The organism is Methanophagales archaeon, assembly GCA_021159465.1.
In the GTDB taxonomy this organism is placed as follows: domain Archaea; phylum Halobacteriota; class Syntropharchaeia; order Alkanophagales; family Methanospirareceae; genus G60ANME1.
Genome location: JAGGRR010000087.1, coordinates 1 through 21,382 on the forward strand (window position 1 = coordinate 1; position 21,382 = coordinate 21,382).

The following is a 21,382-nucleotide window of genomic DNA, read 5'->3' on the forward strand; positions in this document are numbered from 1 at the left end:
GTGGCTACTATACCCTATGCCAGGGTGGTCAAGGTTCTTGCTACTATAATCAAGTAGGGAGAGTAGATTTATTGGTATAGATATTCGATATGAAATAGTGCTTATTTAAAGTTGTGTGCTTTATACCAAAATATGCGGAATATAGGGTTGAAGATTTCTTTCGATTCATTCTCACTATGTATTACTGTTGTGTGAAGGAACGGTATTAAACCGGCTAATTACATTATAGCAAAATAGATTATTCCTTACCGCTAAGAGTTATTTAATACCAGCTATTATTGGTTAATGGTGATAAGATAAAGATGATAAAGGAGGAGTTACCACCCGGGGAAGTGCCGCCGGAGGAGATCCAGGAGACGAATATGATGGTTTGCGCGGCTTTCTCCGACATGTTCAAGCCGGTGATCGGTCCCTTTGGGTCAAAGATATTGATAACCCAGGGAGCAACGAAGGTAGAAGCTGCAGACCTTATATCGAGTAATGCTTACAGCCTGATAAAGGAACTGAAGTACATGCATCCAACCGCGGATATATTGATTACTGCGGGGCTGACGCAGGGTGAACGGGTGGGGGATGGTATAGCCACAGTGATGATTCTGATAGGGGAGCTGGTGAGGAAAGGATACGAGTTAAGGAAAGCAGGGGTGCATCAAAATATCGTGGTGGACGGCTATGAGCGTGCACTAGGATTTGTAAAAGAGATATTGAAGGAGATGGCAACTACGGTGGATGTAAGAGATGAGGGTAGCATTGAAATCTGGCGGCAGGTAGCGAAGACAGCACTTAAGAAGGGTGAGTTTTGTGATGAGGATATACTGGCAGATGTGGTGGTGCAGAGCATCAGGCGGTTGAGCAATAGCAAGGGTGAGGGTGCGAGCGAGAGCGAGCGGATAGATGTGGATGATATTGCAATAGAGGCAAAGAGCGGTGGCAAAGTAAATGAGACGCGGTTCTTTGAGGGAGTGGTTGTGGATCGTGAAGTACTGGATGCCCTACCGACAGAGGTGAGTGATGCGAAGATAGCGCTCCTTGACTTCCCGATTGAGTACCGGGAGCCGAAGATAAAGGGCAGGAAAGAGTTACCCACGGGTATGCCTGCGCGAGAGCGAAGTAAAGCCGGAGAGACATTAGGAGCACTCGATTTCCATGTGAAGATCTCAAAGCCATCACATTTCCGTGAGTTCCATGAGACAAGAGCGCGGCTCTTTGATGAGCTTGTGGACCCAATAGTGAGGTGTGGTGCAAACGTGATCTGCTGCCGGTGGGGTGTGGACGATGATGCACTGCCAAAGTTCCGTAACGCAGGGATAATGGTGATAAAGCGTGTAAAATTAACGGATCTTGAGCGCCTTGAACGCGCTACGGGTGCCAAGATAGTGAAGGATGTGAGTGACTTAAGTCCAGACAAGTTTGGGTATGCAGGTCGAGTGTTGCAACGTGAGATAGGAGGGGACAAATACGTATTCTTTGAGAATTGTCCGCGCAAAGAGTCTGCAACGATTGTTATAAGGGGTACCTCACTCAGGGTTCTGGAGAGCCTGGTGGGCGAGCTAAAAAGCGCTTTACATGCAGTTGCACAATTATTTGAGGATAATCGCGTGGTACCGGGCGGAGCAGCGGTGGAAGTTGAATCTGCGTATCGGCTGAGGAAGTTTGCACGTGGGATACCGAGCAAGGAGCAATTAGCAGTGGATGCGTTCGCAGATGCTCTGGAGACGATACCGAGAGCGATAGCGAAGAACTGCGGCATGGACCAGATAGACACACTAACGAAGCTCAGAGCGGAGCATTTCAGAGGTAATATGAATGCAGGTATCTCTGGTCGTGATAAGAGCATAAGAGATATGTTCCAGGTGGGGATAATAGAGCCGCTCAGTGTAAAACTACAGGCTTTTATATCCGCAACGGAGGCAGCAACGGGGATGATGAAGATAGACGACCTGCATATAGCGAAGAGCGCGGCGGAGAAGGAAGCGGAAGATATAGAAGCCCGGATAGCGGGTAGGACGAAGGATATAATAGAGGCAGAGCGGAAACCGCCCGATTTCAAGTTCAAAGGTGGGAGATTGAGATATCCGGGAACCAGAGAAGAGCCATTGAAGTCAGTATACAGGAAAGGAGAACCAAGATGGAAACCAAGATAATCTAGATGAATTAGATGAGATGGTGAACCTGGATATAGCGCGTATTTTTGATGAGATTGCCTCCATACTGGAGATTAAAGGTGAGAATCCGTTCCGCATACGGGCATACAGGCGAGCAGCTCGTACAATAGAGACGTTAACGCAGGACCTAAAGGTTATTGCGGAACGTGGTGGTGTGAGCGAATTAAAGAAGATACCGGGTATTGGTGAGGGGATAGCGAAAAAGATAGTGGAGATCGCACAGACCGGGGATTGCAAGAAGCATAGAGAGTTGAAGCAAGAGGTGCCAGCCGGTCTGCTTGAACTCTTGGAAATTCCTGGTGTGGGTCCAAAGACGATAGCGAAGATGCATGAAGAGCTTGGGATAACGAGCATAGAGGAGCTGGAAGCAGCAGCAAAGGCGCATAAGCTCGGTGTGATACCCGGACTGGGTCACAAAGTGGAAGAGAATATACTTAAGGGTATAGCACAGTATCGCCGTTATAAAGGTCGTGTATTATTGTCAAAGGCGCTTCCATACGCAGAATCGATAGTGAACGAGTTGAAGAAGCTGGATGCGGTGGAGCGAATTACAATTGCTGGCAGTTTACGGAGAATGCGTGAGACAATAGGCGATATAGACATATTGGTGGTCTCGAAGCGTCCGTCGGAGGTAATGGATGCGTTTACCAGCCTGGAGGGTGTAGAGGATGTGATAGCAAAAGGAGATACGAAGTCATCAATTGTGCTGAAGGGTATGGATGTGGACCTGCGAGTGGTAGAAGCGGCATCTTTTGGCGCCGCTGTTCATTATTTCACGGGTTCCAAGCACCATAATATAAGAATACGAGAGCTTGGTGTGAAGCAGGGTTTAAAGATAAACGAATACGGTATTTTTCGTGGTGAAGAGCGGATAGGCGGTGAGAATGAGGAGGATGTATTCAGGAGTGTTGGGCTTGCATATATACCGCCTGAGTTGAGGGAAGACCGGGGTGAAGTGGAAGCGGCAAAGGAGAATCGGATACCGAAGTTGATAGAACTCAGCGATTTGAGGGGCGATTTGCATGTGCATACCAAATGGAGTGACGGAAAGAACAGTATAGAGGAGATGGCGAAGACTGCTATTGCGCTTGGTTATGAGTATATCGCTGTGGCTGACCACTCTCCTGCGGTTGGCATTGCAGGTGGTATGAATGAGGAGAAATTAAAGAGGCGGCAGCAGGAGATAGAACGAGTGAATGCGAAGTTTGAGAATTTCAGGGTTCTGTCTTCCGTGGAAGTGGATATAAAGTCGGATTTTTCACTTGATTTCTCTGATGATGTATTGAAGGAGCTGGATGTGGTCGTTGCTGCGGTACATTCGAAGTTCACACAGGATAAGGAGACAATGACAAAGAGGATAATAGCGGCAATGGAGAATCCGCATGTGGATATAATTGCACATCCAACGGGGCGTGTACTGGGTAAAAGGGAGCCATACGAGGTGGATATGGAACGATTGATGGAAGTGGCACGTGATACAGGTACGGTCATGGAGTTAAATTCCTTCCCGGACAGGTTAGATTTGAAGGATGTCCATTGCAGGATGGCGAAGGATTACGGTGTTCACATAACGATTTCAACAGATGCCCATGACGCGATGCAGATGCGGGATGTGATAAAGTATGGTGTGGCGACCGCCCGGCGTGGCTGGCTGGAGGCAAAGGATGTGGTGAATACAAGAGGGTTAGAGGAGATGATGAAGATGCTAAAGTACTAGTACAAAGATAAAGGATAAATATTGTAAGAGAATCCTTTGTTAAGCGAGTTTTACACGATTTTTATAGTACATAAAGTTTTTATTACATATTTACATTTCATACAGAGAGAGCGGGAAGTTACCATAAATAGATACCGAACGATATCTTTTTATGTAAAGCCTCTCCTTATCTTATTGTCACCACATCATGAAAGTGGAGGAGAGGATATTCAACAAGATTATCGCAGCCATTCAGGATATAGGGGACATTGGTGCCACTATGGATGAGATATCCAGGCGAGTACCTCTCGAACGCCATACGCTCTCCAAATACCTAAATCAGTTGCGTGCCGACGGGCGCATCTCATACAAGCAGATAGGGCGAGCGAAGGTATGGTTCGTGAGTAAAGCACCTTTGCAGCACATCTTCCGCCTCAGTGAGGATGAGAAGACATATACTGAGAAGATATTCTCTCGCATACTCTCTGATATGCCTGAGGGCATTATGATTCTCGACTTCGATTACAATATCCTCTTTATGAACGATTATTTAGTCGCACTCTACGGCAATTGCATCGGTGATAAATTCCACTACGCTTTATTTGGCTCCTATGATGATAATGACACCAGTGGGATCAGGGAACTCATAGAGGGTAAAGAAGAAGAGGTTGAAACACGGGTAGAGGATAAACAAGGGAGAATCCTGGATATAAAAGCGCGGCCGGTGGAGAATCCCGATGGTTCATTCTCCATCATTGCAATCATCCGCGATGTCACCGATAGAGTAAGGAACGAGGAACGGATAAAAACTCTCTCTGAACTGTATCGTCTACTCGGAGAATCGGTTAACAGGTCTTATACAATTGACCAGTTGTGCTCCACGATACTGAAGAATCAGCAGGATGTCATTGGCTTCGATATGGGCGATATATTGATTTATGACCCCTTTGAGGAGGCATTATCCAGTTACTCCACCCGCAGGGGTGCTGATGAAGCGGAAGATTGCAAGAGAATGATAGCAAGAGAAGCAATCCAGCGAAAAGAGCCCTTTACGTTCTCCTGCTGTCCCGATCTGAACGCGAATAGCAATACGGATACGGATACGGATGAACTTACAGAGACCTTGACTCGCATGGCTGAGGAATATAATCTCCAGGAGCTCCACGCAATCCCCCTGAAGACGAAAGGCGAGATTCATGGTGCACTCCTTATCTTCACCAGGCAGGGTAGAACGCTCTCTGATGCCGATAGAAGTTTGCTTGAGGGCGTTTCAGAATCAATCGCGGGTGGCATTGCGAAGATAAAAGCTGAAGAGAAATGGCGACTCAAGGCGAGTGTCATCGAAATTTCTTCGCATCCCATATTCATGACCAGCCCAGAGGGAAAATTCACGTATGTGAATTCAGCATTCTTAAAGGTCTGGGGCTATGCTGAAGACAGGGAGGTTCTGGGGCGTTCATGGTCTGATTTCTGGGCTCGCGAGGATATCCTTGCTCTGGTACGGGAGCGAGGAAGTTGGCGTGGCTCGCTTATAGCAAAGAGGCGAGATAAGTCAGAATTCACGACCTCTCTGTTCGCTTCCCTTATCATAGGTAAAAAAGGTCCTTTACAACTGGTTGGCATCGCCAACCCGAAGATAAAATGACCACGCATACAGTTATGGTTGTGGACGATGAACCGGATGTCCTCCTATCGGTGAATCAAATCTTAGACGCGAACAATTATAGGACGATAACAGCGAGGGATGGCTATGAATGCCTTGCGAAGCTCAAAGAAGAGGTACCGGATGTGCTCCTTCTTGATATCATGATGCCTGGCTTGACGACAAAGGAACTGTTGGACATGGTAGAGAAGGATAACAGGTTGGCAGGTATGAAGATCATCTTCCTTACCGCGGTTCATTCACTGGAAGCTGAAGAGATTGGATTACTCAACTCGAAACATGTGGTAGATTTAATAGAAAAGCCATTCTCTGTGCGTAGAATGCTCGAAGCTATTGAAAAGGCGATTAAATTAGAGTGATTGGAAAAGCTGCGAAATATCCGATTTTTTGCTGCCTCCTCTTCTATTGCTATGATACAACAGAGCAAAAGGAGCTGTCAGGGTGATGGGGTATGTATGGGAAATGGGCAATGGGAAAAGTGAGATTGATATTCATCGTGGAAGATGATCCTGAGATGTGCATTACGCTGGAGAATATCCTATCAGAAGAAGGATACACGGTGAAGACTGCATGTAGCGGGGGAGAGGCATTGAGACTTGCCCGCAAAGAGGAGTACCCTGTTTGTCTGCTCGACCTGGAACTCCCGGACATCAGCGGAATCGAGGTCCTGAAGCACCTTAAGGCTTTTAACCCCGATATGTGCGTGATTGTAATTACTGCATACGAATCGAAAGAAAAGGCGATCGAGGCTTTGGAAGCAGGTGCATACTATTATATGTATATGCACAACGAGAAAACCGTAAACAGGGCTGAGTTGCTTGTCACCGTAAAAAGAGCTTATGATACTTATCAACTGCTGGAGGATAAGAAGCGAGTAGAGGATGAGTTACGGTGGAGTGAGGAAAAGTATCGCTCACTCGTGCAGTCCACCGGGGATTCTGTCTGCCTCGTAGACAGGAATTGCAAGTATCTATTCATGAATGAGCAGCATCTATCACGATTGGGGCTCTCGAAGGAGCAATATCTGGGTCGCCCATATCAGGCTTTTCACACATCCAAAGAGTCTCGATGGTTCGCAGAGAAAGTGAAACACGTCTTTGATACCGGCACCACAATACAGCATGAATACAGGGATGAGAATGGTAGATGCTTCTTAAAGAACATGAGTCCGGTTAGAGACCCTGAAACCGGGATGGTAACTGCTGTAACGGTGGTATCAAAGGACATCACAGATTTGAAAAGCACGGAACGTGAACTGATGGCAACCAGGGATTATCTGAATAACATAATAGACAGTTCTGCGGATACAATCACCGTTGTGGACAAGGAGGGGATAGTGAGGGACTGGAATAAAGGTGCAGAGGGCGTCATGGGCTATCGTGCAGAAGAGGTGATAGGGAAGCCGAACAAAAAATTCTTCCTCGACCCTGAGGATGCAGAACGAATAATGGAGCAGGTACAGCGTGAGGGGGTAATCAGGAATTATCGAACAGTAGTGCTGAGGAAAGATGGCAAACAAATCCATGTCAGCATGTCTGCTTCACTGCTGCGGGACAAGAACGGTGTGCCGATCGGTACTGTTCGAGTGAGCAGGGATATAACAAAGGAGGTAGAATTGGAGAGGCGGGTGAAGGAGGAACGAGACAACCTGAATTTGATATTTGAGAGCATGGTGGACGGTGTGTATGCGATATCGCGGACTTATGAAGTGGAATTTATGAATAAAGTCCTGCGTGATGAATTTGGCGACTGCGTGGGTGATATCTGCTATCGTGTCTTTCATAACAGGGATGAACCCTGCCCGCTGTGCAAACTCCAGGTAGTTATGGAGAAGGGTCAGACAGTGAGGTGGGAATGGCACTCGAGCAGGATGAATAAGATATACGACCTGATTGAGACGCCTTTAAAGAATATAGATGGCAGTATATCGAAATTAACAATCTTCCGGGATATAACAGCGCGAAAGAAAGCGGAAGAAGAGATACGGAAATTGAACCGTGAACTGGAGTTGAAAGTGGTGGACCTGCAGGAAGTGACAAGGATAAAGACCGAATTCCTATCCATCACCTCTCACGAATTGAGAACCCCGCTTACGCCGATGAAAGCACAACTGCAAATGCTACGTGAAGGTTATAAAGGCAGACTGAACCAGCGGCAGAAAGAAAGCATAGAGCTGATACTGCGGAATTTAGCCAGATTGGATAGGTTGATTAACGACATCCTTGATATCTCCAGAATAGAAATGGGACGAATAAAGATGGCTTTTCAGGTAATGGACCTGAATGATGCGGTAAAAGAGGCGATAAAGATGCAGGAACCTTTCATCAGGCAGAAAGGAATCAAATTAAGGGTACAACTGGCAGAACTGCCTCTCATCATCGGCGATAACGAAAGATTGAGACAGGTAATGAGCAATTTAATAAATAACGCAATAAAATTCTCACCTGATGGATCTGAAGTGATCATCGAGACCTCCACAACCCTTGAAGGCGAGAATGTTCTTTTCAGTGTAACCGATTTTGGGATTGGGATTTCAGAAGAGGGCAAGAAGAAGTTGTTTCAGCCATTCTCCCAAATTGATGCCTCTATGAGCAGGGAAAAGGGTGGTACCGGCCTGGGACTGGCAATTGCAAAAGGCATCATACGGGCACATAACGGGAAGATATGGGTGGAGAGTGCGCAGGGTAAGGGTTCAAGCTTCTATTTTTCTATACCGATAAGACAGAAGGTCAGAGAGAAAGAAGTACCATATATCTGTGATTCTAACTGATAATGATTATTATTTATCTCCTATAATCTCCTCCAATACTGCAATCACTCGCGACAGTTCATCCTTACTTATCACAAGTGGCGGTACAAGTCTTATCACCCTATCCGAAGTGCAATTTATCAATACCCCGCGATTCAGTGCGTTATCTACAATATCTGCACATGCTTCTTGCAGTTCTATCCCTATCATCAGTCCTCTCCCTCTCAGCTCCTTCACCACCGGTCTGGAATCCAACCCATCTTCGTGTACACGATTCATGAAATAAGCACCAAGCTCTTCTGACCGCTCCACCAGCCTCTCCGATTCTATCACACTGATAGATGCCAGTGCAGCACTACAAGCCAGTGGATTACCGCCAAACGTAGATGCATGCTCACCAGCTCCAAATTCTATACCCGCCTTCGCAAGCATTGCCCCTATCGGGAAACCAGCGCCCAGCGCCTTTGCAATCGTCATTATATCAGGCTCCACAGCTTCATAATCCTTGCAGAACCATCTCCCTGTACGCCCAAAACCCGTCTGTATCTCATCCAGAATCAGTAACACACCCTTATCTGTGCAGATATCCCTAACCTGCGTTAGATACCCCTCTGAGGGCACTATCACACCAGTTTCGCCCTGAATGGGCTCCAGAATGACCGCAGCGGTATCATCATCTATCGCAGTCCTTATCGCCTCAGCGTCATTATATCTGACAAATTTCACACTCTTCAGTAGTAATTGCTCAAATGCACTCCTGAACTTATGCCCTGATGTTACACTCAGTGCTCCGATGGTCCTGCCATGAAAACCACCTTCCGCAGCTATAAAACCGCTCTTACCGGTCGTCTTAGCTGCGAGCTTCAATGCTGCCTCCACACTCTCCGCACCAGAATTGCAGAAGAAGACCTTATCCATGCCCGTTAGCTGTACTAACTTCTCCGCAAGTTCCACCTGCGGCTCCGTGTAGTAAAGGTTAGAAACATGCATGAGTCTATCCACCTGCTCTTTTAGCGCTTCCACAACCGCGGGATGGCAATAACCAACTGCGTTCACCGCTATACCACCAACGCAATCTATATACTCATTACCAAGGAGGTCCTTTAATCTCGCACCTTTACCCTCGCTTATCACCATGCGCGGTCTCCGATAAGTCTGCATGATGTATCTCTTCTCTTTATCAAAGACCGCTTCCACTTCCTGTTCCTCACTGGTGTACATGGTTCGATTCAACCTCAATCAACCCTGCATCAATCTATTTACTGCATTGATGAACGCCTCAACGGACGCCATCACGATGTCGCCGCGGACACCCCGTGCGGTCACCACCCTGTCACCCCTCTGTACACCGACAATCACCTCAGCAAGAGCATCAGAGCCTCCTGTTATCGCTTCTATCCTGAAATCCTTTAGTTGCAGGTCACCGCCTATCTCACCCCTTATTATATCGTGAATTGCTTTTATCGCAGCATCCACAGGTCCTATACCCATTTGTGCACTCTTACATTCTCTACCCTTAACTATAGCCTTCAGAGAAGCCGTTGGTATCAAATTGTTACCGGTCATTACTGATAGCTCCTTCAATATCACCACTCGCTCGTGCTTCGCAACCTCTCCGGTAACCACCTCCGCAATTGAATACAGGTCATCGTCGGTGACCTTCTTACCACTCGCACTGAGCTCCTTTACACGCTCCAGTATCTCCTCTACCTGCTCACGCGACGGTGACATTCCTATCTCTGACAATTTCTTCTCTATCGAGTGCCGCCCAGTATGGGTTCCCAGTACAATCCGTCTCCTGTGCCCTACCATCTCAGGGGTCATTATCCCGGGCTCGAACGTATTACTCTGCTTTATCACACCATGTGCATGGATTCCGGATTCATGAGAAAATGCATTCTCGCCCACTACCGGCTGCGTGATCGGGATTTGAACACCGGAAAAGCGCTCGACCAGTTTCGCAGTCTCAAATAGGTACCGGGTCTTTATCCTTGTCCTCAATCCATATATCGCATTCAGACTCATCACAGTCTCCGCAAGGTCTGCATTGCCTGCTCGTTCTCCCAGTCCATTCACCGATACCTGGACCTGAGAGGCACCCGCCTTCACAGCTGCCAGGCTATTCGCAACAGCCAGCCCGAAGTCATTATGGCAATGTATGCTTATCGGGACCTTCACCACTTTGTATATCTCACTCACAAGTTCATACATCCTGAACGGCTCGCTTACACCCACTGTATCAGGTACATTTACGATGTCTGCACCTGCTTCTTCTGCAATCCTGTACAGTTCCTGAAGGAACCGCAACTCCGTCCGTGTCGCATCCATCGCCGAGAACATACACTGAAAACCATGGTTCTTCACATACCGCGTCATCTCATAGGTCTGCTCCTTCACCGCATCTTCACTCATACCCGTTGTATGCTCACGCTGTATCTCCGAGCTGGGTACAAATATATGTATCATATCAACATCACAGTCAATACAGGCGTCAATGTCCAATGTCAGGAGTCGTGCAAGACCACATATCCGCGCAGAGAGCCCCAGATGCGCGATACTTCTCACTGCTTCTTTATCCTTCTTCGAACTTACGGGGAAGCCCGCTTCTATTACGTCCACACCCAACTTATCCAGTTGTCTTGCTATCGTATCCTTCTGTGCCTTCGTAAAAGATATCCCCGGCGTTTGTTCTCCATCCCTCAATGTTGTATCAAAGACTTCCACTATCCTATCCTTCTGTTGCATCTCTCATTCATTCCCTTTTATCACTAACAATAATAAGAAGCCATTAATCTTTTACTTTTATTTATTACTGTGAATCTTCTATTCGGGGTGCGTATAATATAAGATGACAGAGAAGATAAAAGTGGGGGTATTGGGCGCTACGGGAAGTGTAGGGCAGAGGTTTGTCCAGCTTCTGGATGGGCATCCATGGTTCGAACTCAGTGCGCTATTTGCTTCTGAACGGAGTGCAGGTAAGAGATACCGCGATGTAGCAAAGTGGTTTCTCCCTTACCCGATGCCAGAAGGAGCTGCGAAGATGGTCGTTCGGTCAACAGAGGATGTGGATGCTGATATGATAGAGGATGAAGAGCTTGCAATTCTATTCTCCGCACTGCCCGGCTCGGTAGCAAGAGAAGTGGAGAGGAGATGCGCTCAGGCGGGCTATTGTGTGGCGAGTAATGTATCGGTGCATCGGATGGAAGATGACGTGCCACTGGTCATCCCAGAGGTAAACGCGGACCATCTGGCATTAATCAATGAGCAAAGATCGAACCGGAACTGGCGAGGGTTCATTGTCACCAACCCAAACTGCTCCACTATCGTACTGGCCTTGAGTTTGAAGCCTCTGATGCAGTTTGGCATCACCGAGGTGCGGGTTGCCACGATGCAGGCGGTATCGGGTGCTGGCTATGCTGGTGTGCCCTCGATGGCGATACTGGATAACGTGATACCATACATAGAGCGAGAAGAGGATAAGATGGAGAGCGAACCACTCAAGATACTTGGTACGCTGGAAGGTTCGAGAATAAGGAAGGCATCATTCACCGTTTGTGCGTCCTGTCATCGTGTTCCTGTGATGGATGGGCATACGGAAGCGGTCTGGGTGAAGTTCGAGGACGAAATAAGTGAAAGGGAAGTGAAAGAGGCTTTTGAGAACTTCAACACAGATATAGATATAGAGTCCCCTTTTGCACCACAGAAGCCAATAATACTGCGTGAAGAGCGCGATAGACCACAACCGAAGTTAGACCGTGATGCAGGCGGGGGTATGAGCGTCTCTGTGGGGCGAATAAGACCCGGGAGGATGAAGAACGAGATAAAATACATCGTTCTCGGTCATAATACAATAAGGGGCGCAGCAGGTGCATCTATATTGAATGCGGAAGTGATGTTGAAGCAGGGCTACATATCACACACTTAATCTTGCCCACAATAGGTATAGGTCTCTACTCCTCCTGTAATCCTCCAACTTCCATGCACCTGCGTGCTTCAGGTCGGGAATACGCATATCATCCATTTTATGCTGTATTTGTGACATACCCGGAAGGTTCTGACTGTATATTGACCGCGGCATTACCATTATTGTGACATCTGGAACATTCTTCTCCTCCATCGTCAGGATGCACAGCCGCTTCGTGACAGCCCATGCAAATATCACCGCTGAACGTTCTCGCGTAATTTGATGCAACTTCGTCTACAAAATCTGGTATCGTTTCATTATGTCCGCTGCCTCCATAATCGGGATTATCAATCACTTCCTTCGTCCTTCCACTCCCATGGCATATTGCACATGTCAAAGCCTCCGAGCAATGAACCTCCGTAGAATTCGTGTCATCTGTCACATTCCCGAGGTCGTAAGTGGCGTTCTCGGAAGAATGCTCACTTGCGTATTTGTTCACATTATGACATCGGAAGCAATAGTTGTTGTTAACCCGTTCAGCTCTGTTCACATCCGGGATGTAATGATACCTGTAATGACCCCAGGGATTGTCGGTATCCCAGCTATTGTTACTTCCTGTATTATCAATTTCTACCGGTGCGTGTGTCAGATAGTCCTCATTTGATGGATTGGAAGTGCCATTAACAAGCGCATCATATACGTTCTTATGGCATTTCGTGCATTTTATATCAGAAAGTTTGAGGAACTCATGCTTCGCGCCCGATTTGTTCCATTGGATATCATAATTCCGTGTGCCGTCAAAAGAGAAACTGCTGATATTCCAGTTTGAGATGTTATAATCAATATTGTAGAAGTATGAATATGATATTCTGCATGAATAGTTCGTATGACATACCAGACATGCTTCGTTCTCACCAATGCACGTGTTCGATACATTTGCCTTCAAAACAAGCGTTTTATGCGCAGAATAGTTGCTTCCATAGTGTTCCTCGCCGAATGCCTTTGCAGGGGGTGCATGAACTGAACTCCCGGTTTTGTTCACTATCCACACCCCATTTCCTCCATGACAATCCAGGCAGCGAGGCGTATAAGCAGCATGAGCTTCTTCGCCTGGTATTGAACCTGATCTGTCTCCACTTGCAAATGTGATGTCCGTAGTACCATTGAACCGGTGGCAAGCTTCGCAGCTCAGGTCTGCATGAATCATGGAGTGATTCAACTCATCCTCGATGTGATGATGGCAACCAACACAACTAATCTGATTTCCTTCGTCACTGATATTTATAAAACTGTGTTGCCCCACGAAGAGCGATATGACTTCCGTGCTTGCGAAGAGTGTGAGTGATGCCACACCGATGAACAATATTAGAACTATAATCTTCTTCATCCTCATCCCTCTTTCACCTCTTTATAAGTTATATAGCCACCTGGTGAGATGTTCGCTACGTTCCAGTATGAAGCAGACTGATTATAGGTGTCATTCACAGAAATCATCAGGCTTGAAGTGACATTGAAGTTCAATTTCACCTGTATCTTCGTATGGCAAGCAATACAAGCTTCATTTGCATCTTCCATGTCTGGATTGATTATGGAATCAAGCACAAATTGCTTGTGTGCAGCACGTTCGCCCGTGTCGTTGCTTGTAGTGCCAAATCCGAACCCGCCTGCTGAGATAAAATCCAGATACCCCCTCTCGGGAATCGGAATATGCTGTCCCCGATACCATCCAGAACTTCCATGGCATAGGTAACACCGACCTTTGTATTCCTCATAACCCCAGTGATTCCAGTATTTAGCATCCATAGGGATACCATGACAGTCCATGCATTTTATCGTTGATGCTGCGTGGGCTTCCACACCAGGGATTGAACCCCCATCTTTGCCACTCGCATAAGTGAATCTAGGAAATTTCTCGTATTTGCCCGTGCTCGGATTGTATGTCATATTGAAACAGGTTCGGTGACATAATTCGCAGTTCTCGTCCATATAACTGTGTGGTGAGTTGGATTGCCCGGCAATCTTCTTGCTCAACGGCTCCATACTCATCATCTCCTCGTAAACGTCTGCATGACACTTCTTACACGGGATCTGATTCTCTTGCGGAGAGATATCGTACCACCGATGCTGTCCACTGAAGAGCGATAAAGTAACAGGCAGTACAAATATAGAAATTGCAAGAACTGCTATTGCAAACATGATCATACGCTTCATCTTAGCGTCTCCTTTCCATTACCGTCAGTAACAAATATCCTGAGATTGATATTATGCACAATGCATACCCATACATCCTTATCACCAGGAATAAATTCTTTATGAACATATATTCGGAGCCATATCTACCAATCCCCATCTCTTTTGGGTTCAGAATGAAATAATTGCCAATCGCTTTTAATATGATTGGGCTTCCGTGTATCTGTACCGCTTCACCCTGAATTTCATGCTTCGATACCAACCAGGGGTCAGCAAATGCACGTGCATCACCTTTAGTCCTTACCCCTTCCTTCGTCACTGCAACTACACGGTGCGTGATGGGCAGTATGCTCTCGCGGTTCTCCAGCATTATTATATCTCCCACTCTCGGATCAATGTGTATTCGCTGCATGAGTATCAGGTCGCCTCGCTCGAATGTGGGGCTCATGCTGTCCGAAGTCACCACCGCAAAGAATACAATTTTGAAGAGTAGTATAACGATGATGACGGTGAGTATGGAGACCACAACGGAAGAGCCGAAGAGAGAGGGTTTATGCATGCCAGATACGGCTTCATACTCGTACATCCGCTCTTTTAGACGTTTATTACGGCCATATCGCTCATATAATTCCTTAAAGGAGTGAAATATATGAATGGGTACCACAAATCCCTTTACAAACGTTAAGTAAATGATATAGTATATTACAATAGCAATTGCACTGGCTATAATAGCTGATATTACCCATCCCATTGGACACTTTTGTTTTATTATATAAGATATTGAAATTTATAAATTTTCCATCTAAAATTTAAATAGTCTTTATCGCACTAACAATAGCATCACCAACTTCACCAGTCTTCGATTTACCGCCGAGATCGTATGTTCTGACTTTGCCATCTCGCAAAACCGCTTCTATCGCATGTAATACGATTTCTGATGCACGGCTCTCTCCTATATTCTCCAGTAGCATCGCACCTGCCCATATCGCGGCAATTGGATTGCTAACGCCTTTTCCACTGTATTTTGGTGCGGAACCATGAATGGGCTCGAACATGGATACGCCATCCGGGTTTATATTCGCACCCGGGGCAAGCCCGAGACCACCCTGGATCATCGCACCGAGGTCTGTAATAATATCACCGAACATATTTGGTGCAACAACGACCTTATACCACTCGGGATTCTTAACCAGCCACATACACATCGCATCCACGTAGTTGAACTCAGTCTCTATATCCGGGTACTCTCTCGCCACCTCATTGAATACCTCACGCCAGAATCCATAGCCCTCTGTCAGTACATTCGCTTTGTCCACACTCGTCACTCGCTTCTTACCCGTCTTCCTCGCAAGTTCAAATGCGAATCTCATCACACGTTCACAGCCCTCGCGGGTTATTACACCTATCTGATATGCGAGTTCATCAGCATCGCTCTCTATGTCCAGTTTGAACTTGATGTTATAGAGGTTCCTTACCAATTTCAATTCTTTACTGCTCTTATTGCCTTTCACCCTACCGCCAATGCTGACATAGAAATCCTCCGTGTTCTCTCGTACAACCGTGAAGTCAATATCATGCTCATGATGAGCAAGTGGCGAGGGTACGCCCTCCAGGAGCTTCACCGGTCTCAAGTTCACATACTGGTCGAAGAAGAACCTGAGCGTAAGCAGGATGCCCCGTTCTAAAATACCTGGCTCCACCCTTGGGTCCCCTATACTCCCAAAATAAATAGCATCACACTGCTCTAACTCCTTTAACGTTTCTTCACTCAACAACTCACCGGTTCTCAGGTAGTACTCACCACCGTTTGGATAGTCAATCCAGCGGAGTTCGAAATTCTCATGTTCTGATACCGCTTCCAGTACTTTCTTACCCTCTCTTATCACTTCTGGTCCGATGCCATCACCACCAAATACCGCAATCTTATATCCTCGCTTCATCTTTCTGCACTCTACCTTTGCTCTTTGCCCTCTGCTATTCGTAAAAAGAATAAGTTTTATTTAAAAGTATCGCAATTTAATTATAAGTATGGAGAGTGAGAGTTATAGCGCTAAGGATATACAGGTACTGAAAGACCTGACTGCAGTGAGGAAGCGACCTGCGATGTACATAGGTGATACTTCCTCCAGAGGTCTCCATCATCTTGTGAATGAGGTGATAGATAATAGCGTAGATGAAGCTTTGATGGGTTTCTGCAATACCATCGAGCTGGTAATCCATAAGGATAACTCAATAACAGTGAAGGACAATGGGCGTGGGATTCCCGTTGACCTGCATGAGGAATATAACCTGCCAGCGGTGGAAGTAGTGATGACGAAGTTGCATGCAGGAGGCAAATTTGATAACAAAGCATATAAAGTTTCAGGTGGGCTCCATGGTGTGGGTATTTCGGTTGTTAACGCACTCTCAGAATGGCTGGAGGTGGAGGTGAGACGAGATGGTAAGAGCTACTATCAGAGATACGAGAGAGGGAAGCCGACATGTGAGTTGAAGGAGTCAACGGTGGAAGCTGATGGCTGGCTACGAGGTACAAAGGTGACTTTCAAGCCAGATACGCAGATATTTGGTATATATACGGTTGACGCTGCCATTTTAGGCACCAGGTTGCGAGAGCTTGCTTTTCTAAATCCCGGAGTGGCGTTATCGCTGCAGGACGAGCGGAATGGAAAAGGGAGGATATATAAGTATGACGGAGGTATCGCTTCATTCCTGGATTATATAAACCGGGATAAGAAGGTACTTCACCGGGCTATAACATTTAAGGATGAGAAGGAGGATGTGAAGGTAGAAATCGGACTTCAGTATAACGATGGTTACGCGGAGAATATCTTCTCATTTGTGAATAATGTGAAGACGGTGGAGGGTGGTAAGCACGTGAGCGGGTTCAAAGCCGCATTGACCAGAGTACTGAACGAGTATGGTAAAGCCCACAATGTATTGAAGAAAGTAACCTTAGATGGTGAAGATGTGCGTGAAGGACTCGCGGCAGTGATAAGTGTGAAGCTGAGGGAGCCGCAGTTTGAAGGACAGACGAAGACGAAATTGGGTAATAGTGAGGTTAAGGGTATTGTAGAATCAATTGTGCGAGAGCACCTGTGGGATTTCCTGAATGAGAATCCAAGAGATGCTGACAGTATAATAAAGAAGGCACTGGAGGCGGCACGTGCACGAGAAGCAGCGAGGCATGCCAGGGAGATAGTGAGACGAAAGGACTTCTTAACTGATTCTTTACCAGGGAAACTTGCGGATTGTTCAGAAAAGGACCCGGCGAAACGTGAGATCTACATAGTGGAGGGTGACTCAGCAGGTGGTTCAGCGAAACAGGCACGGGATAAGAATTTTCAGGCTATTCTACCTATTCGCGGTAAGATATTGAATGTGGAGAAGGCGCGCCTGGATAAGATATTGAAGAATAATGAGATTCGTGCGCTCGTTACTGCACTGGGTGCGGGTATAGGTGACGATTTCGAGTTAGATAAGGCACGTTATAGCCGGATAATAATAATGAGTGATGCCGATGTTGATGGTGCACATATAAGGACGCTACTGCTCACATTCTTCTATCGCTATATGCAGGAGCTGGTGAAGACGAGCCATGTGTACATAGCACTGCCGCCATTGTACATGGTGAAGAAGGGCAAAGAGACCAGATATGCGTTCTCAGATGAGGAGTATGCGAAGATACTGGAGGAGTTGAAGGTGAAAGAAGGCGACTCAGGAGTGAAGATACAGCGATACAAGGGTCTGGGTGAGATGAATCCGGAGCAGCTATGGGAGACGACGATGAATCCTCGCACGAGATGTATAAAGCAAGTCACACTGGAGGATGCTGCGGAAGCTGATTGGATATTCACGGTATTGATGGGCGAGGAAGTGGGACCGAGGAAGAGATTTATACAGACGCATGCGAAGGAAGTGATGAATCTCGATATATAATGTCTACATGTCTACATATTTATCTGCTTGTAAATTCAGATTACCGCGGTATTACTGGACCCTGCTTCTGCTCTAAGCTAAGCCATTAGCCACATCCACACTTCACTTCACCCATAAATAAATTCCGAGACTTCTCTTTGCTGTATCTCACATTCCCGATTATTTTAACCATCATATCCCTAAAGCCCTGCGTTTCTCTTCTATGACCTCAATTATCTTTTTCGCTGCCTTGTAGGGGTCCGCTTCAACATAGAATTTCCCGCCAAATATCCTCTCCACGTCATCCGTCAGCCACTTAACTACCCTTTCACTTGCTGCCACGTTGGGCTGATCCCCTAAATGAGTAAATATCCCCAAAGAAACTGTCCAAAAACCTATTGGGACTGCTTTCTCTGCGATATATTCAGGCGCAGAAGCAGCTATAGGAAGCTGATCAATTCGGACTTTTAGGTGATTTGCAACGGCATTGAGCACTTCTTCTATCCTTGAGTTATCAACGCATGCCCCCATGAAGATGCAAGGTGGGAGAGCGTCGAGTCCATTTGCCTTTGCCACCGCATCCATAACTTTTGCTAAGGTCTCGCCAACGCCCGGATAGGTTGGGTCGGGCTTTAGGAGATCATGATAAGAAGCCACGGTTGCCACACATCCGGTAAGAACAACCAGAATATTATTTTTAATCAGCTCCCTGAGTAATTCAACGGTTCGGTATCCATATTCATCTCGTGGTGTAACGCATCCAACGACTGCTGCAATGCCAAGAATGTTTCCATTTTTTATGTTATCTACAAGAACTCCCACTGCATCACCAGGCCTTACTTTGTCTAAAGCTTCGATAAGTTGTTCGGTTGAAAATCCTCCTATCATATCATGTGGCTCATAGTCTGGAACATAAACTTTCGTTTGATCTCTATTAGCATAATTATCAACTGCTATTTTTATGAGCTCACGTCCGATCTCATCTGCTTTTTCTGCATCAAATTCAATATGTATCGTACCTTCAATCTTTGACATGGGATCCGTGGTAACAATCTTGGTATGGAAGTGCTTAGCAGCATCTACTATCGCGGGCTGGGTACATTGGATGTCAACTGCTACCAACTCAATCGCCCCCGTCGCTATTGCAAGCTCTTGTTGCAGTATATCTCCCGCATAATTCACTCCTCTTCGCATTAATACCTCCATCCCGGTGCAACACATACCAACTACATTGACTTTAGGATTGTTCGCGGGATCAGCGTTATACTCCTCAGCAGCTCTAACAACTGCATCAGCTAATGCCGGGATATGCCCATGGACGATAACGTTAATCTCTTCCGGATTTATAACAGTCAAATTTGTTTTTATTTGTACCAGTTTTGGAGTGCCAAGGAGAATATCCTGAATTGTTGTTGCTGGATACATTCCGCAGTATGCGTCTACAAGCCCCAATCGGCAGGCACCCAAAAGCAGATTCTCCATATCGGCATCCATTCCCATTGCAATTCTATTCATAGCCTCCATGATCTCTGGGCAACCACCATTAATGAGGATATCCTTTTCATCCCATAGTTTTCTCCTCTCTTCCAGCGCTCTATAAACTAACATCCTTGGTACGCCCGTTAGTTTTGATATATCATCCAAAATCGCATTCGCGATCTCAATTGCCTTCTCCTCATTTGTATTAGCACCAAACAATCCAAGTCCTTTGTAGACACTATCCAGCTTTTCAGGCTCCTTAATTGAATATGCAGTAACAGATCCTTCTCCCACTCCTTTCAAGATATTTGCGATCCTTCTTCCATGTCCCACATGTGCAGCTGCTCCAATAGTGGTCTCTGAAACCAGGTTCTTAGCAACAATAATATCTTTATTCATACCACAGACGCCCTCTTTATTCACATTCACACAAGGACCCTGTTGACAGGTCATACAAGTCGCCTGGAACAGTGCATCTTTGGAGCGAGCATAGTTCTCCTTATATCTCTCCCAAACAGTTCTAATTCCGAGCTCCCTTGCTCTCTTCCGCATCTCTTCCGTTACAACATCAACAACAAATTTCTCTTTTTTCATTGGTGCTCACCTCGATTCGGATGCGATACTCTACTAAGTGCTACTTCTTGTTACTATAGATCTAGTTTATAAGAAAATTTCTCCTTCCTTAAAAAACTTTCTCCTTCCTTAAAAAACATTCTTAATGTTATATAAGGAAATAGAAGTGTTCAGAACTACAGTATAGTATAACATAAAAGGATCTTGAAAGTATGAGTGAGGAGTGAGGAGGGTGTATAATAGAATGGATATAGAGGAATTGATAGCGATTTCATCAGAGATAGGGAACGCAATAAGGAGTTGTATCTCAGGAAGTCCCGATTATGGTGAGATAGTAGAGACGAGGGAGCGAGATGTGACGAGGCGAATAGATATGGTTGCAGAGAGAGCACTGGAGGAATCATTGAGAAGAAGAGACAAGTGTGCAAGGATAATATCAGAGGAGCTGGGCGACCATGTATATCCTGCAGGAGGTGAACCACGGTTCACACTCATCTTTGACCCTGTAGATGGGTCCACAAATGCTACTCTCGATATCCCTTTATTCTGTACTTCGATTGCTTATTCACCCCTTGTAAAAAGGGTCACCTTTAATGATATTCAGGCGAGTGTGGTTGAGACCATCCAGGGCAGGAGGTATTATGCCGTGCGTGGCGGTAATGCATTTGTGGATGGTACAAGACTGCCACGAGCGGTGAAAGGTAAGACGAAACGAGTTCTTTCTATATATACTTATGGTGCAGATAGGATACCATCAGGGCTTTTGCAATTTGAGAGGGAAGCAAAACATATTGTGGTCCGTGTGCTTGGCAGTATAGCAATGGAGATATGCTTAGTTGCAGAAGGTGCGATAGATGGACTGATAGATGTACGTGGTATGGTAAGAGGATATGATATTGCAGCAGCATCGCTCATCTTAGAGGAAGCCGGGGGTATCATAACGGACTTGCAAGGAGAAGAGCTGGGACGAGAGGAACTCGGGAAGCTGGAGGGAGGAGGTATATCATGCATAGCGGTACTGGATAGGAGGAAGTATTACGAGAGGATA

15 protein-coding genes are annotated in these 21,382 nt (G+C 46.2%); 8 read left to right on the forward strand and 7 right to left on the reverse strand.

Annotation, left to right across the window (positions count from 1 at the left end; all coding sequences use genetic code 11):
- Positions 1–302 precede the first annotated feature (302 nt).
- The 5 genes from J7J01_04580 to J7J01_04600 all read left to right on the forward strand — a co-directional run bounded on the left by J7J01_04580 (position 303) and on the right by J7J01_04600 (position 8,294).
- Positions 303–2,144 (forward strand): TCP-1/cpn60 chaperonin family protein, encoded by a 1,842-nt coding sequence (locus J7J01_04580; GenBank protein ID MCD6210157.1) that lies wholly within the window; start codon positions 303–305, stop codon positions 2,142–2,144.
- Positions 2,145–2,163: 19 nt separating this feature from the next.
- The gene (gene polX, locus J7J01_04585; GenBank protein MCD6210158.1) at positions 2,164–3,882 is read left to right on the forward strand and encodes a DNA polymerase/3'-5' exonuclease PolX; all 1,719 of its coding nucleotides are present in this window, start codon (positions 2,164–2,166) and stop codon (positions 3,880–3,882) included.
- A gap of 187 nt (positions 3,883–4,069) precedes the next feature.
- The gene (locus J7J01_04590) at positions 4,070–5,506 is read left to right on the forward strand and encodes a PAS domain S-box protein (GenBank protein ID MCD6210159.1); all 1,437 of its coding nucleotides are present in this window, start codon (positions 4,070–4,072) and stop codon (positions 5,504–5,506) included.
- Positions 5,503–5,883 (forward strand): response regulator, encoded by a 381-nt coding sequence (locus J7J01_04595; protein MCD6210160.1) that lies wholly within the window; start codon positions 5,503–5,505, stop codon positions 5,881–5,883. Before J7J01_04590 ends, J7J01_04595 begins: the two co-directional genes overlap by 4 nt.
- 92 nt (positions 5,884–5,975) lie before the next feature.
- Positions 5,976–8,294, forward strand: coding sequence for a PAS domain S-box protein (locus tag J7J01_04600; protein ID MCD6210161.1), 2,319 nt, complete (start codon positions 5,976–5,978; stop codon positions 8,292–8,294).
- Positions 8,295–8,303: 9 nt separating this feature from the next.
- On the opposite strand, the gene J7J01_04605 is transcribed toward J7J01_04600, so the two are convergent.
- Both J7J01_04605 and J7J01_04610 read right to left on the reverse strand, forming a co-directional pair.
- Entirely contained in the window at positions 8,304–9,494 is a 1,191-nt protein-coding gene (locus J7J01_04605) for an acetylornithine transaminase (GenBank protein ID MCD6210162.1), read from the reverse strand.
- Positions 9,495–9,512: 18 nt separating this feature from the next.
- The gene (locus tag J7J01_04610; GenBank protein MCD6210163.1) at positions 9,513–11,018 is read right to left on the reverse strand and encodes a 2-isopropylmalate synthase; all 1,506 of its coding nucleotides are present in this window, start codon (positions 11,016–11,018) and stop codon (positions 9,513–9,515) included.
- A gap of 103 nt (positions 11,019–11,121) precedes the next feature.
- Here J7J01_04610 and asd point away from each other — a divergent pair, with 103 nt between their 5' ends.
- Positions 11,122–12,198, forward strand: coding sequence for an aspartate-semialdehyde dehydrogenase (asd, locus tag J7J01_04615; GenBank protein ID MCD6210164.1), 1,077 nt, complete (start codon positions 11,122–11,124; stop codon positions 12,196–12,198).
- Positions 12,199–12,295: 97 nt separating this feature from the next.
- Here the strand turns inward: asd and J7J01_04620 are convergent, their stop codons facing one another.
- The 4 genes from J7J01_04620 to J7J01_04635 are packed head-to-tail and all read right to left on the reverse strand — an operon-like array spanning position 12,296 to position 16,307.
- Entirely contained in the window at positions 12,296–13,564 is a 1,269-nt protein-coding gene (locus J7J01_04620; protein ID MCD6210165.1) for a hypothetical protein, read from the reverse strand.
- A gap of 2 nt (positions 13,565–13,566) precedes the next feature.
- Positions 13,567–14,388 (reverse strand): hypothetical protein, encoded by an 822-nt coding sequence (locus J7J01_04625; GenBank protein ID MCD6210166.1) that lies wholly within the window; start codon positions 14,386–14,388, stop codon positions 13,567–13,569.
- 1 nt (position 14,389) lies between these two features.
- Positions 14,390–15,118: a signal peptidase I gene (locus tag J7J01_04630; GenBank protein ID MCD6210167.1), complete on the reverse strand. Its 729-nt coding sequence runs from the start codon at positions 15,116–15,118 to the stop codon at positions 14,390–14,392.
- A gap of 58 nt (positions 15,119–15,176) precedes the next feature.
- Positions 15,177–16,307, reverse strand: coding sequence for an isocitrate/isopropylmalate dehydrogenase family protein (locus J7J01_04635; protein ID MCD6210168.1), 1,131 nt, complete (start codon positions 16,305–16,307; stop codon positions 15,177–15,179).
- Positions 16,308–16,395: 88 nt separating this feature from the next.
- On the opposite strand from J7J01_04635, the gene gyrB reads away from it, so the two are divergent.
- Positions 16,396–18,303 (forward strand): DNA topoisomerase (ATP-hydrolyzing) subunit B, encoded by a 1,908-nt coding sequence (gyrB, locus tag J7J01_04640; protein ID MCD6210169.1) that lies wholly within the window; start codon positions 16,396–16,398, stop codon positions 18,301–18,303.
- A 171-nt stretch (positions 18,304–18,474) separates the two neighbouring features.
- Here gyrB and cooS read toward each other — a convergent pair whose 3' ends face one another.
- On the reverse strand, positions 18,475–20,355 hold the full coding sequence (gene cooS, locus J7J01_04645; GenBank protein ID MCD6210170.1) for an anaerobic carbon-monoxide dehydrogenase catalytic subunit: 1,881 nt from the start codon (positions 20,353–20,355) through the stop codon (positions 18,475–18,477).
- A 211-nt stretch (positions 20,356–20,566) separates the two neighbouring features.
- Between cooS and J7J01_04650 the strand changes: the two genes are divergently transcribed.
- Positions 20,567–21,382 (forward strand): hypothetical protein (locus J7J01_04650; protein MCD6210171.1); only part of this gene is annotated, 816 nt, incomplete at its 3' end.

What these genes read in the sequence shown, in the direction of transcription:
- J7J01_04620 (MCD6210165.1), bottom strand. Translation starts at nt 13,564, where the DNA reads ATGAAGAAGATTATAGTTCTAATATTGTTCATCGGTGTGGCATCACTC.
- asd (MCD6210164.1), top strand. Translation starts at nt 11,122, where the DNA reads ATGACAGAGAAGATAAAAGTGGGGGTATTGGGCGCTACGGGAAGTGTA.
- cooS (MCD6210170.1), bottom strand. Translation starts at nt 20,355, where the DNA reads ATGAAAAAAGAGAAATTTGTTGTTGATGTTGTAACGGAAGAGATGCGG.
- J7J01_04635 (MCD6210168.1), bottom strand. Translation starts at nt 16,307, where the DNA reads ATGAAGCGAGGATATAAGATTGCGGTATTTGGTGGTGATGGCATCGGA.
- polX (MCD6210158.1), top strand. Translation starts at nt 2,164, where the DNA reads ATGGTGAACCTGGATATAGCGCGTATTTTTGATGAGATTGCCTCCATA.
- J7J01_04580 (MCD6210157.1), top strand. Translation starts at nt 303, where the DNA reads ATGATAAAGGAGGAGTTACCACCCGGGGAAGTGCCGCCGGAGGAGATC.
- J7J01_04605 (MCD6210162.1), bottom strand. Translation starts at nt 9,494, where the DNA reads ATGTACACCAGTGAGGAACAGGAAGTGGAAGCGGTCTTTGATAAAGAG.
- J7J01_04610 (MCD6210163.1), bottom strand. Translation starts at nt 11,018, where the DNA reads ATGCAACAGAAGGATAGGATAGTGGAAGTCTTTGATACAACATTGAGG.
- J7J01_04625 (MCD6210166.1), bottom strand. Translation starts at nt 14,388, where the DNA reads ATGAAGCGTATGATCATGTTTGCAATAGCAGTTCTTGCAATTTCTATA.
- J7J01_04630 (MCD6210167.1), bottom strand. Translation starts at nt 15,118, where the DNA reads ATGGGATGGGTAATATCAGCTATTATAGCCAGTGCAATTGCTATTGTA.
- gyrB (MCD6210169.1), top strand. Translation starts at nt 16,396, where the DNA reads ATGGAGAGTGAGAGTTATAGCGCTAAGGATATACAGGTACTGAAAGAC.
- J7J01_04590 (MCD6210159.1), top strand. Translation starts at nt 4,070, where the DNA reads ATGAAAGTGGAGGAGAGGATATTCAACAAGATTATCGCAGCCATTCAG.
- J7J01_04595 (MCD6210160.1), top strand. Translation starts at nt 5,503, where the DNA reads ATGACCACGCATACAGTTATGGTTGTGGACGATGAACCGGATGTCCTC.
- J7J01_04600 (MCD6210161.1), top strand. Translation starts at nt 5,976, where the DNA reads ATGTATGGGAAATGGGCAATGGGAAAAGTGAGATTGATATTCATCGTG.